10 protein-coding genes are annotated in these 13,391 nt (G+C 42.1%); 6 read left to right on the plus strand and 4 right to left on the minus strand.

The genetic code is table 11. The features are described 5' to 3' along the window. The first annotated feature begins 96 nt into the window (after positions 1-96). Positions 97-1,266 (plus strand): acyltransferase family protein, encoded by a 1,170-nt coding sequence (locus tag SAE01_RS19065; protein ID WP_147205397.1) that lies wholly within the window; start codon positions 97-99, stop codon positions 1,264-1,266. 52 nt (positions 1,267-1,318) lie between these two features. On the opposite strand, the gene SAE01_RS19070 is transcribed toward SAE01_RS19065, so the two are convergent. From SAE01_RS19070 to SAE01_RS19080, 3 genes are all read right to left on the minus strand, one after another. Continuing rightward, complete coding sequence (locus SAE01_RS19070; protein ID WP_147205398.1) at positions 1,319-2,509, minus strand: alpha/beta hydrolase family protein; 1,191 nt, start codon at positions 2,507-2,509, stop codon at positions 1,319-1,321. Between the two features lie 140 nt (positions 2,510-2,649). Next, positions 2,650-3,123 (minus strand): sterol desaturase family protein, encoded by a 474-nt coding sequence (locus SAE01_RS19075; RefSeq protein ID WP_147205399.1) that lies wholly within the window; start codon positions 3,121-3,123, stop codon positions 2,650-2,652. 94 nt (positions 3,124-3,217) lie between these two features. Continuing rightward, complete coding sequence (locus SAE01_RS19080) at positions 3,218-4,519, minus strand: glycosyltransferase (RefSeq protein ID WP_147205400.1); 1,302 nt, start codon at positions 4,517-4,519, stop codon at positions 3,218-3,220. Between the two features lie 93 nt (positions 4,520-4,612). Between SAE01_RS19080 and SAE01_RS19085 the strand changes: the two genes are divergently transcribed. The 3 genes from SAE01_RS19085 (at position 4,613) to SAE01_RS19095 (ending at position 7,928) form a co-directional block, all read left to right on the plus strand. Then, positions 4,613-5,041 (plus strand): DUF2141 domain-containing protein, encoded by a 429-nt coding sequence (locus tag SAE01_RS19085; RefSeq protein ID WP_147205401.1) that lies wholly within the window; start codon positions 4,613-4,615, stop codon positions 5,039-5,041. 156 nt (positions 5,042-5,197) lie between these two features. Continuing rightward, the gene (locus SAE01_RS19090; protein WP_147205402.1) at positions 5,198-6,055 is read left to right on the plus strand and encodes a glycoside hydrolase family 16 protein; all 858 of its coding nucleotides are present in this window, start codon (positions 5,198-5,200) and stop codon (positions 6,053-6,055) included. A 43-nt stretch (positions 6,056-6,098) separates the two neighbouring features. Then, on the plus strand, positions 6,099-7,928 hold the full coding sequence (locus SAE01_RS19095) for an alpha-amylase family protein (protein WP_218029197.1): 1,830 nt from the start codon (positions 6,099-6,101) through the stop codon (positions 7,926-7,928). Between the two features lie 119 nt (positions 7,929-8,047). Here the strand turns inward: SAE01_RS19095 and SAE01_RS19100 are convergent, their stop codons facing one another. Further along, the gene (locus SAE01_RS19100) at positions 8,048-8,695 is read right to left on the minus strand and encodes a hypothetical protein (protein WP_147205403.1); all 648 of its coding nucleotides are present in this window, start codon (positions 8,693-8,695) and stop codon (positions 8,048-8,050) included. Between the two features lie 146 nt (positions 8,696-8,841). On the opposite strand from SAE01_RS19100, the gene SAE01_RS19105 reads away from it, so the two are divergent. Beyond that, the gene (locus SAE01_RS19105) at positions 8,842-9,312 is read left to right on the plus strand and encodes an FKBP-type peptidyl-prolyl cis-trans isomerase (protein WP_147205404.1); all 471 of its coding nucleotides are present in this window, start codon (positions 8,842-8,844) and stop codon (positions 9,310-9,312) included. Between the two features lie 417 nt (positions 9,313-9,729). Then, positions 9,730-13,391: beta strand repeat-containing protein (locus SAE01_RS19110; RefSeq protein WP_147205405.1), on the plus strand; the 3,662-nt coding region annotated here is incomplete at its 3' end.

Below are 13,391 nucleotides of genomic sequence, written 5' to 3' on the forward strand. Positions count from 1 at the left end.
AATCGATTTGACGGGGCTTTAGTTGCGTCGCACTCTTGTACCGATTCACTTTATTCTGCCCGTAGTAAATGTCCCCTTAGCATAAAATAGTTCGACATGGAAATATCATTAGATGCACCAACCAAACCAGTACAGGTATCTACTTCGATTGATCCTAGACCAACGCCTGCAGCAACTCAACGACTTTATTCGTTAGACGCACTTCGGGGTTTTGACATGGTCTGGATTATGGGTGCGGAAGAAATTTTTCATGGGCTTGCAAAGGCAACTGGCTTGCCGTTTTGGGGAGCAGTTTCAAACCAGTTCACACACCCCTCATGGAATGGTTTCCATATCTACGACTTAATCTTTCCTTTATTCCTTTTTCTTGCCGGCGTATCGACACCCTACTCAGTTGGGCGCGAATTGGAAAAAGGCAAGAGCCGAGAGCAGTTGATGCTTCGTGTAATTAAGCGAGGACTCATCCTGGTCGTTCTCGGAATGATTTATAACAATGGTCTGCAAATAAGACCGCTTTCAGATTTCCGTATTTCAAGTGTCTTAGGTAGAATTGGTATTGCATACATGCTTGCTAACATCATCTACCTGTACACAAAGCAACGTACGCAGGTCATCTGGTTTGCAGCATTATTGATCGGTTATTGGTTAATTCTAAAATTCACTTCGGCACCCGGTTTTCCCGCCGGCGATTTTACCATGGAAGGAAACTTCGCCTCTTATGTCGATCGTACTATCCTACCGGGAAAACTTTCATTGCGCATTCATGATACGGTGGGTTTCTTCAATAATATCCCTGCCGTCAGTACTGCGCTGGCAGGAATATTAGCAGGAACTTTCTTAAAGAGTAACCAGGCAAACGGATCAAAAAAAGCATTGTGGCTTGCTGGCTTCGGAATTATTTCATTAGTACTTGCCCAATTATGGAACCTTGACTTCCCTATTAATAAAAACATGTGGTCAAGTTCATTCGTGTTGCATACTACCGGGTTGAGCCTGCTCCTATTGTCAGCCTTTTATTATGTCATCGACGTACTTGGCTATAAAAGCTGGGCCTTCTTTTTCAAAGTAATAGGAATGAATTCTATTCTTATTTACATCTCTACCAAATTCATTAATTGGGATTACACTACAAACGGCTTTTTTAAATGGCTGGCCCAGTTAGTTGGTGAGCCGTTCAATATTGTAGTAATGGCAATATGCCTGGTAGCAATCAAATGGCTTTTTCTCTACGTGCTATACAGAAAGAAGATTTTTCTACGGGTTTAAATTCAGGGCACTCTACCAACAACGAGCTTTGAACGTTTTTAGGGAGATTTTCTTAAGGCTTCAAATTCTCAACCATGTTAGATATAGCTTCATCACCTATAATGGCGTAAGCTGGCCGGATATGGGCCTCATTGAATACATGCAATTTTTCCGGTGTTTCTACAGTTACAAAACTTTCGTCCACCTCACCCTTCGCATTGGTGACTTTGGCCAATGAAAGTTGTAAGTGTTTCGCGAGAAATGCATAGGCTCCTTTCCTTTTGTTGATGCCATAATCATGACCTTCGTCCGCCAGGTGAATATTTTCTACATTTCCTTCCTTTCCATAATAACGATAGATGTTTTTGATATAGGGATATTCTACTGCCGCGGTATTCTTTGTCCAATCTTTACCGTCCGAGATTAATAGCATGGGCCGCGGTGCAGCCAGCGAAGCAATCTCTACGTTGCTGGTTTGAAAGTCTTTACTCTTATGAATTGCTAATCCGCTTTCACATACACATCCTCCAAAAAAATGTGCTGACACCATCACCACCGGTACTGAAACAGCAATTCGTTTGTCAATAGCGGTAAGCAGTATTGTTTGCGTTCCTCCGCCTGATTCACCGGTTACTGCAATTCTGTTCTTGTCTACTCGCGGTAACGAAAGCAGGTAATCAATCGCGCGTAAGTTATCGTGCGCTTGCAACGAAAGACTATAAGGATGTTTATGCGAACATTGAGTTGCATCTCCATACCCGACCATATCAACTGCTAAAACCACTGCGCCCATTTTGGCTAAAGTCGCACACCGCTTTTGCACATACTCCTGGAAACGCGCATCAGGAAAATGTCCATGAACAGCGAGGATAGCAGGGTAGGAGTTTTGTTTTTGAACAGGACGAAACAAGTTGCCGGTTACGAAAAAGCCGGGCAAGCTTTCAAATGAGACATTCTCTACTGTATAACCATCATAGGTCCGCTTACTATTAACGACAGGTTTTAGCGGAGTGTTTTTAGGAAATTTGTTGAGGCCTGCACCGGTAATAATATTCTGCCTGATCCGCTCTGCCCTTACCTGCCAGCTTTCTTTATTATGATAGCTCGCAGCGAATTTTTCAAGGGATGCCTTTCCTTCAGCTTCGGTAAAATAATTGCCGCGGCAAAGAAGCGTAGTATCAGTAACCTGTGAAAAGAGGGTGTCGGAAAATAAGCCGTTGAAGCAGGTTTGCAACAACACAAAGAGCCATATTTTATTTCTCATTTCGTCCTTTTTTTAAATGTAAAAGCTAGCGTCTTTTAGGAAATAGGATTTACTTCCGAAAAGAAAAGTTACTCTAAACTTTTTATTCTTCGAACTTAAGGAGAACCGAAATAAAAACCGAGGTAAGTAGGTGCAGAATGCTAGGCAGGAGTCTTACTCTTGATATCCCTGAAAAACTTCATCGGTACCCAGAGCATTCCGAAACATTCGCCATCTTCTTTGTCGAGGTGTTTGTGGTGCACCTTATGAGCCCGGCGAATAGCTTTGAAGTAAGTATAGTCAGTATTTCTAAAGAACTTAAACCGCTGGTGAATAAATATTTCGTGCACTAAAAAATAAGTAAAGCCGTATAGAGTAATGCCTAAACCTATAAAGAAAAGAAAGTTATAATTAGCCTGCATACCAAAATACAAAGCAGTCATCCCCGGTAGGGCAAAAATCAAAAAGAAGAAATCGTTTCTTTCAAAGAAACCATAAGAGTCCTTTTTATGATGGTCCTTATGAAGTTTCCATAAAAGTCCATGCATGATATATTTATGAGTTAACCAGGCAACCGCTTCCATTGCGATAAAAGCTGCCAGTGTAACTAAGATGTTTTTTATAACGATTTCCATTTTTGTCAAATGTTATTTAGCAAAGCTCCCTCTTCCAACAATCAATTAATTGTAAAGTTAATTCAAATGGGAAAAAGACCGTTCGAAACCAAAGTCAGTTCTGCCCTACAATAATTGCCTTGTCCTCCCTTTGAATTCTTTCCGCTTCACTGCTTAACATTCCTTTCATTGTTTTGTTTTTATAAAAGCAAACGTTTAACAAATTTTCTATAATGGATTCAAACTCAGAATTTGCCCCACGTATTTTATTTTCTATAAACGTCAGTTCCTTCGAATGTTTCTTTTCTATCCACTCTTCAATTATCGCGAGTTGATTAGAAGGATCTTGAATGTCATCTAAGCAGTTTCCTACATTCATTCGTTCCAGACCATCCACATTGTATTCCTGTTCTACATGGGTGGTCTTGCAGAGTAGGGGAATGCCATTACTAAGAGCCTGGTAGATAGTTCCATTTCCACCATGACAAATAACAAGATCTACCAAATCGAATAGCTTATTACTATTTATGAAATCATATGAAAAAACGTTTGAACCTTGTATCAATTGCTCGTGATCGCCCGCTGTTACGATGTTGAATTTCTCATATTCCGGGTTATTTAAAAAAGTCACTTCATTCCAACTGCCTGTACTTCCCATGCTAACGTACAGCGTCTTTTTACTGTTGTCTAGCTTTGTTATTACATCGAACACCTCATCAGTTCCATTATGAAATAGGGGAGGAATAATGAAATAATTGGCTGGCAAATTTTTCTGCGGAAACAAATCAGGAAGGTCGCAAACAAGGTTTGCATCACCCTCAAGTTCCTGCATGTAAGAATGTTTAGCAGCTAAGCCGGCACGTCTACGGATCTTACTAAACGGTCGATGCATGTCCTCGAAAAACAAATGCTCCCCAATATTGGTAAAGTATTGAAACAGTGAGTCGGGCAGGTAATTCAACAGTTTGTACAATGGATATTTTTTCGGCATCCTTCTTACATAAGCATAATATTTACTCATGTACCCATTGATTAATGAAAAGTAGAAAACACCCGTTTTCTCGGCAGCCATTTGTAACGTCGGCGCCATATCTCCTAAGACCGCTGCCGGTTGCAACTCATCAATAACCTTTACCTGGTCGTTGTATATAAAACCCAGTTCTCTTTCATTTAGCCACGAAAAGTTGAACGAGCGCATACATTCCTGCACTTTTGCCGCATTTAAAGAAGCACACTCAAAAGTTTCAAAGCCTGCATCGGCAACGAACGAATGAAACTGATTGGAGTAAATAAACCGAATCTCAAAATAGGGCTTTAGATATTTGCAAAGTTGAAGACACCTCAGGTAGTGGGCCATCACATCGTAGGGAAAAACAAGTAGCAGGGGTTTCCGGGCCTCGTGAAAATTTTGCATCATACCTCTTTGTCACCGTTAATTTTAATAATAAGGAAGTATAACAAATTATATGCTTAAAAGTTTGAATATTTGACTTCAATTGATTTTCCACATATGAAGAAAGCGTGCTGTGCAATTATTTTTTGTTTCGCTTCCATCGTTGCTTTTAGTCAAAGCAAGGTGGTGGCAGACATCAGCAATTTTAAAAATGATAGGGGCGTATGTAAGGCTTGTCTTTTCAATAACCCGTCGTCGTTCAGTGGTGAAGGGGGAGAACCTTTTAAATGTGTGACGGTTGGTATAAAAAATGGCGGGGCACAAGCCGTTTTTAATGTTCCCCCGGGTAGCTACGCCCTATTTATTCTTCACGATGCAAACAGCAACAATAAGCTTGATAAAAATTTTTTAGGGATCCCAAAAGAGGGTTACGGTGCTTCTAAAAATAAACTGCCTTTTGCGGGTGCGCCTACTTATAGAGACAATAAGTTTTTGGTAGATGATAAGTCAACCGTAAAGCTGCAGGTCAAAATAAGAAACCTCTAATTTTTTCTGTAGCCAATTTTACCCCTTTTTTTATTGAAAGTGTGGGGCGCCAACAGTAGTTCAAAATGAAGCTTTCGTTGCGTCGCACTCGTGTACCGTTGTTTTTTTATTTGGCTCTGAAAGGAAATAAATACTTTAGTCGATAAATAGAGTGCTATGCAGCTTAGAACTTTTCCGCTTGTTTTTATTCTTCCCTGCTTCCTTGCTTTAATGGGATGTGCAACACAATCGGGATTGGGAAAAACAAGTGAAGGAGATGGATATAAATTAGTTTGGGCCGACGAGTTTAATAAAAAGGGCGCGCCTGATACCGCGAACTGGCGCTATGAAAAAGGCTTTACGCGCAATGAGGAAACCCAATGGTACCAGGAAGAAAATGCTACCTGCGAAAAAGGAACTTTGATTATAGAAGGACGAAAAGAAACAAGACCAAATCCAAGGTATGAAGCAGGAAGTAGCGACTGGCGAAGAAACCGGAAAAATATTGAATACACGTCTTCAAGTATAAATACTTCGGGTAAACATTCGTGGCAGTATGGACGTTTTATAATGCGTGGAAGAATTGATATTAGCTCAGGTCTTTGGCCGGCATGGTGGACTTTAGGCGTTGTAGGTCGCTGGCCCGCTAACGGAGAAATAGACATTATGGAATATTACCGCAAAAAACTGTTGGCCAATATAGCGTGCATCGGTGCTAACAAAAAGGCAGAGTGGTACAGTAATACGTTCGCGATTGATTCAATTGGTGGCACAAAATGGGCTTCAAAGTTTCACACGTGGCGCATGGATTGGGATGAAAACGCCATCGCTCTTTACCTCGATGATCAACTGCTAAACAAGGTTGAACTAACCAAGCTTGTAAACAAAGACGGATCAGACGTTAATCCATTCAAACAACCGCACTACATGTTACTCAATCTTGCAACGGGCGGCATGAATGGCGGCGACCTCAGTAACACAAAATTTCCAAACAGGTTCGAGGTCGACTATGTGCGGGTATATCAAAAGCGATGACAAAGTCTATTTGAAACGCATTTCAAAACTTTATAAAATTCTGATGTTACACAAGAGAAAGATCTATATAACGAGTATCGTTGCTGCTGTTTTTCTGTTTTCCCAAAGTGGTATATCTCAACTTTCAACTTCCCGCAAGATGAACCCCGCCAATACAACTGAAGAAGTAATCACTGATAACAAGCTTGTTATTTATCAGATGCTGGTCAGGCTTTTTGGCAATAAGAACACCACTAATAAGTATTACGGCTCTAAAGAAGAGAATGGAGTGGGTAAGTTTAATGACATTACAGACAAGGCACTCGATGAACTTAAAAAGCTCGGTGCTTCCCATATCTGGTACACAGGTGTTATCAAACACGCGACCATGACCGACTACACCAGCTTCGGTATTAAGTACGATGATCCCGACATTGTAAAGGGTCGGGCAGGTTCTCCTTATGCAGTAAAAGATTATTACGATGTTGATCCTGATCTTGCTGTAGATGTAAAAAACAGGATGGGTGAATATGAAGCTTTAATTAAACGAACTCATGCACATGGATTAAAGGTCATCATGGACTTTGTGCCCAACCACGTTGCACGCACTTACAACTCGGATGCGAGACCAGCTGGGGTAAAAGATTTCGGGCAGAACGACGATAACACAAAAGCCTTCTCACCAACCAACGATTATTATTACATCCCGTCACAGCCTTTTATAGTGCCGAATGGTGTAGATGCTGGCGGATCAAATTTTCATCATCCTCTAAAAGATGGCAAATTTGATGAAAACCCTGCTAAAGCAACCGGCAATGATGTGTTTGCTGCACAACCTTCTATCAACGATTGGTACGAAACCATTAAGCTTAATTATGGAGTAGATTATCAAAATGGCAAAAAAACTTATTTCAACCCCACACCGCAGGTTTGGATCAAAATGAAAGACATTCTTACTTTTTGGGCAAAGAAAAATGTGGATGGTTTCAGATGTGATGTGGCAGAAATGGTGCCTGTCGAATTTTGGAATTGGGTTATTCCGGAGGTGAAAAAAGTAAATCCGAAAATTGTTTTTATAGGCGAGGCTTATAATCCGGCGCAGTTCAACAACTATTTCACTATTGGCAAATTTGATTTTCTATATGATAAAGTTGGATTGTACGACGCGTTAAAAAGGCTCGTTAAAGATGAACCAAACGCGAACGTAAAAGACATCACTCATGTGTGGAAAGAGGAGAGCCGTGGCTTTTCGTCGCGCATGCTTCGCTTCCTCGAAAACCACGATGAAGAACGCATCGCATCAGAGGCTTTTGCAAAAGATGCAAAGTTCGCAAAGCCGGCCATGGTGGTGTCAGCAACACTGGCAAGCGGACCGGTGATGCTTTACTCAGGGCAGGAAGTGGGGGAGCCTGGTGGGGGAAAGGCGGGCTTTGCAAACGAAAATAACCGCACAACCATTTTTGATTATTGGGGAGTACCAAACCACCAGAAGTGGATGAACAACGGAAAGTTTGACGGAGCTGCGTTGTCGGTAGAACAAAAAGAACTTCGTGATTTTTATTCAAAGCTGCTCAACATTACTGCTACTAACCGCGCCATTCGTTCAGGCCGCTTTTACGAATTAAACATATCTGGCTTCAGCAATAAAAACTATGCGTACATACGCTATACCCCAAACCAGAGAGTTTTGGTTATTGCGAACTTCGACAGGAGTAAGCCAATTGAAACCAGGCTGATTTTGCCGCCCGAGTTGAGAAAAATGCTTGAGCTAAAAATCAGCGAGTCATATACTTTCACAGATTTGCTGAAAGGCGGACCGTACCAGGCCAAAAATTTGGATGAGGGAATACAGATTAAGGTAGCGCCCTTTGAAGCTTTAATGCTAGGTTTTTGATTTGAGAGAAAAGTAAATTGCAATTGGAGCAAGTGGGTAACATTCTTCAGCTTTGGTTGTGTCACTCACTTGTACATTTTATCGCTGTTCGGCCTCGGCCTGATAATCCAAAGTGCGACTTAGTTTAATAATTGCTCCGCACCTGCTTTACCATTTTTCATAGCCGCAAGCGCTTGTCTTTTTGATAAGTCGTCGGCTTCTTTTTGCTTTCTTTCTTCATCAGACGCAGCAATATCGTGCGCATAGGTACCCGGCTTATCACTGTTTGATCCGTAATTGAAACTGAAGCTGCCCAACTGGTTTTCACCTTTTTGGTATTGTTCTATCAATTGTTGAATAGTAATGCTTCCGGCGGCGTACAGCATTAGAGCAGCATTTAGAGATTTCCAGGCATTTCTTGCATTGGCAGAGTTAGATACAAGATTAAATGAAGTCAAAATTGCCAGCGAAATGGTGGAGATGCAGGCCATTACCTTTATAGTAGATACTTTAATTACGCTCTCATCCGATCCGGTATAAATTGAAACCAGCACCGAAGTGCTGACTGCAGCAAGTCCAAAAATTATAATGGAAGCAATATAAATGTTACCTATCAGTCTCCAGCGTGAGCAGTGTTTTTCTATTTCATCGATAATCTCTTTCTCTTTTTCAACTGAGATAGTTGGCTTTGGCGCAGCAGGTGTTGCAATGCTATTTCCAATAGTAATTACCTGTTTTTCGTTTTCTACAGTAACTGTCGGATCAGTACCGTTGTTATTTAAGCTCATAAGAAAAATTTTATGAATTTAATTTTCTTAGGCAAGAAATGCAAGAAGCACGGGAAAGTACGCCTGTAAAAAAAGTTTCTGCAAAAAGTTGTTTTTGCTCGTCCAAACTAACCTATGTCCTAAATTGCACGACCAAAGTGATAAGAATGAAAAAAGTATTGAGTTTGTTTGTTGTAGTACTATTGATTACAATAGCTGGTTGCAGTAAAAAAGATGAGGCTTGTCCATCGGTAAATACTACTGCTCCTGCTTCGGAAGTAGCTACACTAAAGGCTTACCTCGATGCGAATAATATCAGTGCAACGGCTGACGCACGCGGCTTTTTTTATACTATAACAACACCCGGCTCTGCGTCGAAACCTACAGTTTGCCAAACGGTTCAGGTAGCATACGTGGGTAAATTAACGAACGGGACAACTTTCGACAGTAATACTAACGCAGTCTTTCCTCTATCAAATCTTATTGTCGGCTGGCAGGAGGGAATTCCTCTTATAGGTACTGGTGGTAGTATTACTTTATACCTGCCTCCATCTCTTGCTTATGGTAACCGCACCGCCGGTTCAATACCTGCAAACTCTAATCTCGTCTTTACCATCGATTTGAAAGCGTTCAAATAGTCGCGCAAATACTTCTTCCGTATCCAACGTCATACGAACAGATTTTGCGTTCTGCAAAATTTGTCTCAGTAACCTTTAAAGGCTGCGGGATCGCTTTTTTCAACTTGCCTTAATTTTATTGATTCTATTTCGATAGATCATTGGATGTGATAAGCGAATTCCACTAGGGGCTTAAACTACTCCTTTTAGCATTGTTGCACACCTACTTCTGGTTCTCCCAGTTAACTTTCCTTGTTTGCAAAAACAGTTCTCCTAAGGCTTTCACGCGTTCTTTTTTCTTCAAAGGTGCTGATTAGGCTGCCTTTAGTTGTTCATTGCTGACATTTCCCCGTTCTAACCAGCCAAAAGCAATATTTCATTTCCTAATGACGTTTCTACAAAAACCTGTTTTTCCAAAAGCGGGAAATATCCTATTGAATGAGAAACCTATACGATCTGTTTTTAATGGAATTTCACTTATTTCTTGGCGAGATAATGCCCACGAAATCAAATCCATTTAAAAGACTCTTTACCGCTTTGCAGTCAGGAAATGGCATTTCGTATTCCCGGAAAAAAGCTTTCAAAAAGGTTTCAAGCTTGACTGCGGTTTCTCTATTTATTATTTTTTCTCTTTTTTCGACTACAAAGGTCAGTAGCCAACAATTAGGAAACTATCCGTTCACAGGACTTTTACTAGCAACATGTCCTAATACTAATAACGGCGTTTCCGGACAAGCCGCCAACGCTACTTTAAGTAACTATACAACGGCAGGAACTGTATGCGTTGCGTCCACTACTTCCTTTGTCACAAGTCAATTAAATACCACACTTTCAGTTAATACCGCCCAGTATAATCAATTCTCAGTTACAGCAAATGCCGGATATTTATTAAGACTCACATCCTTGTCTTTTAGTCATCAGACAAGTGATAACCCAAGTGGAGGCGCGTCTTCGCAGTGGGTATTACGCTCCAGTATTGACAATTATACTAGCAATATCAGTTCGGGAGCAACTGTAAAAGACGCCATAACAACAAGCACGATAAATTTTACAGGTACTAATTTTACTAATATCGGAACAGTCACTTTTCGTCTTTATGTAACTAATATCGACAAAAGCTCTACAACATGGATGAATGACAACGTTACTGCAAATGGGTTGGTGGTTAAGATACCAAACAACCCTGCTAACCCTACATCCAACTCTCCCCAATGTGTTACCCCTGGGGTTACACTTACACGTAGTGGATCTCCGACGGAGACGAATGTCGGATGGTACTGGCAAAGTACTGCAACTGGAAACAGTACCGCAAAGCCCGAGGCCACTTGCACAGTAAATACTTCGGGTACGTATTATATAAGAGCTTTAGATACAGTGTACGGTATTTGGAGTTCAGGAGCCGGCAGTCTGGCCGTAACAATAACTCCAAATGTTAGTACGCCTGTTTTTGCTCTGGGGAGTACTTCGCAGAGGTGCCAGAAAGCCGAGAATGTACCTTATACCGCAACAGCTAGCAATGCTAGCAGTATCACTTACAGCCTCGATGCAACCAGCCTTGCAGCGGGAAATAAAATTAACGCTGCAACAGGTGTTGTTGATTATGACGGTAACTGGTTTGGAACTTCCGTTATTACGGCAACTGTCGTAGGATGCGGCGGACCTCTAAGCGCTTCACACACGGTAACCATAGCCGGAAAAATTACAGATCCAGTTTATGTGACGGGATCTATAATTGAACGGTGCCAGGGAAGTGAGACAATTATATATTCAGCCAATTCTCCGAATTCTACCTCTATGTCTTACTCCATTGAGGCCAGTGGTATTTCAGGGGGAAATAGTGTAGACGCTTCGACAGGGGCCGTTACTTTTGCGCCTGGTTGGACCGGGTCTTTTAAATTAAAGGCTACGGCGACAGGATGTGAGGGGCCAAGAAGTAAAGATTTAGACATAAGAACTTTGCCTGCGGTCACTACCCCAGTGTTTAAGTTAGGTCCTTCTGTGATTCGTTGTCAGGCAGCACAAAGAACGCAATACGCTGCAACAGCAACAAACGAGACTTCTATTGTTTATTCACTAGACGCAACAAGTCTTGCTGCAGGTAATATCGTCAACTCAGGTAATGGAGATGTGACTTTTACTGCAAATTGGATCGGTATTTCGACTGTTACTGCTACGGCATACGGAAATTGTAATTCCGGTGTTTTTGCTACGGAAACAATTGAAACTTATGGTGCAGTGCAAACGCCTGTGTTTAATTTAGGAACGTCCTCAACAAGATGTTTAGGAGCCAATACAATTTCTTATGTAGCAACAGCTACCTATGCAAACGGAATTACGTACTCCCTTGATGCAAATAGTACGGCAGCGGGCTGTACTATCAATGCAGCTACAGGGTCAGTTACATTTCCGGCGGGTTTTAACGGTCCTTCAACTATCACCGCAACAGCTTCTGGCTGCAGCTCTTCTTCATCCTCGACACATATCGTTACCATCATGCCACCGGTTGGTGCGCCTGTATTTGATATCGCGGCTACATCAGTAAGATGCCAGGGAGCAGGTGTAGTAAATTATAATGCAACAGCAACGAATACTACAGGTATCACTTATTCATTGGATGCGGCCAGCAGAACAGCAGGCAACAGTATTAATGCTGCTACAGGAGATGTAACTTATGTAGCAGGTTGGAGCGGAACATCAATCATCACTGCAAGTGCTGCAGGATGTAACGGACCAAAGACAGCTACACACACAGTAACGATTACAACAACAGTAGTTACTCCTGTATTTGCTATGGGAGCAACGTCAACAAGATGTGAAGCTGGAAGTACAGTTACCTATACGTCAACCGCTACCAATAACACAGGTATCACTTATAGCTTAGATGCTGCCAGTACCGCAGCTGGTAATACGATAGATGCTGCAACAGGTACAGTAACCTGGGATGCAGGGTGGTTTGGTACTTCAACAATCACTGCTACAGCCACAGGTTGTAATGGCCCATCTGCCGCTAATCATACAGTTACCACCAATGCCCCTGTAACAGTGCCGGTGTTTGCAAAAGGAGCAAACTCTGTTATTTGCCAGGCACCAGGAGCAGTTACTTATACAGCATCTGCATCCAATACAACCGGTATTACTTACAGCCTTGATGGTGCAAGTATCACAGGTGGTAACAGCATTAACGCAACTACAGGTGTTGTAACTTTTTCAGCAGGCTGGAGCGGAACATCAACAATCACTGCCAGGGCAGCAGGTTGTAGCGGACCACAGACGGCAACTCATACAGTTACCATTACCCCAACAGTAGGCTCGCCTGTCTTTTCAGCGGGAGCAACTTCTGCCCGTTGTGTTGGAGCTGAAACAATTTTGTACAGCGCCTCTGCAACTAACAATACCGGAATCACTTATAGTCTCGACGCGGCCAGTGCTGCAGGTGGCAACTCTATTAATGTCACCACAGGAGAGGTGACATTTGCAGCCAACTGGATTGGTTCAACAACCATCACTGCGACTGCAACAGGTTGCAATGGTCCTAAAACTTCGACGCATACTGTTACTACTAACGGACCTGTTGCTGCGCCGGTATTTGTATCAGGAGCAACTTCAACCATTTGCCAGGGAACGGGGACTGTCACTTACACTTCATCAGCAAATTATGCAAGTGGTATTACTTACACATTGGATGCTGCAAGTCTTGCAGCAGGTAACACCATTGTAGCTACTACAGGTGCAGTAACCTATGTTGCATCATGGACAGGCTCTTCAGTTATCACTGCAACAGCTACAGGTTGTAACGGACCTTCAACAGCCAGTCATACAGTTACGATCACACCAACAGTTGGTGTGCCTGTGTTTGATATTGCCGCTACATCAGTAAGATGCCAGGGAGCAGGAGTAGTCAATTACAATGCAACAGCGACGAACACTACAGGTATCACTTATACATTAGATGCGGCCAGCAGAACAGCAGGCAACAGTATTAATGCTGCTACAGGAGATGTAACTTATGTAGCAGGCTGGAGCGGAACCTCAACCATCACTGCAAGTGCTGCAGGATGTAACGGACCAAAGACAGCGACACACACAGTAACGATTACACC

Source organism: Segetibacter aerophilus, assembly GCF_007991655.1.
GTDB classification, from domain to species: domain Bacteria; phylum Bacteroidota; class Bacteroidia; order Chitinophagales; family Chitinophagaceae; genus Segetibacter; species Segetibacter aerophilus.

Excerpts from the sequence above, each read along its gene's own strand:
- SAE01_RS19065 (WP_147205397.1), top strand. The coding sequence starts at position 97 with ATGGAAATATCATTAGATGCACCAACCAAACCAGTACAGGTATCTACT.
- SAE01_RS19070 (WP_147205398.1), bottom strand. The coding sequence starts at position 2,509 with ATGAGAAATAAAATATGGCTCTTTGTGTTGTTGCAAACCTGCTTCAAC.
- SAE01_RS19075 (WP_147205399.1), bottom strand. The coding sequence starts at position 3,123 with ATGGAAATCGTTATAAAAAACATCTTAGTTACACTGGCAGCTTTTATC.
- SAE01_RS19080 (WP_147205400.1), bottom strand. The coding sequence starts at position 4,519 with ATGATGCAAAATTTTCACGAGGCCCGGAAACCCCTGCTACTTGTTTTT.
- SAE01_RS19085 (WP_147205401.1), top strand. The coding sequence starts at position 4,613 with ATGAAGAAAGCGTGCTGTGCAATTATTTTTTGTTTCGCTTCCATCGTT.
- SAE01_RS19090 (WP_147205402.1), top strand. The coding sequence starts at position 5,198 with ATGCAGCTTAGAACTTTTCCGCTTGTTTTTATTCTTCCCTGCTTCCTT.
- SAE01_RS19095 (WP_218029197.1), top strand. The coding sequence starts at position 6,099 with ATGTTACACAAGAGAAAGATCTATATAACGAGTATCGTTGCTGCTGTT.
- SAE01_RS19100 (WP_147205403.1), bottom strand. The coding sequence starts at position 8,695 with ATGAGCTTAAATAACAACGGTACTGATCCGACAGTTACTGTAGAAAAC.
- SAE01_RS19105 (WP_147205404.1), top strand. The coding sequence starts at position 8,842 with ATGAAAAAAGTATTGAGTTTGTTTGTTGTAGTACTATTGATTACAATA.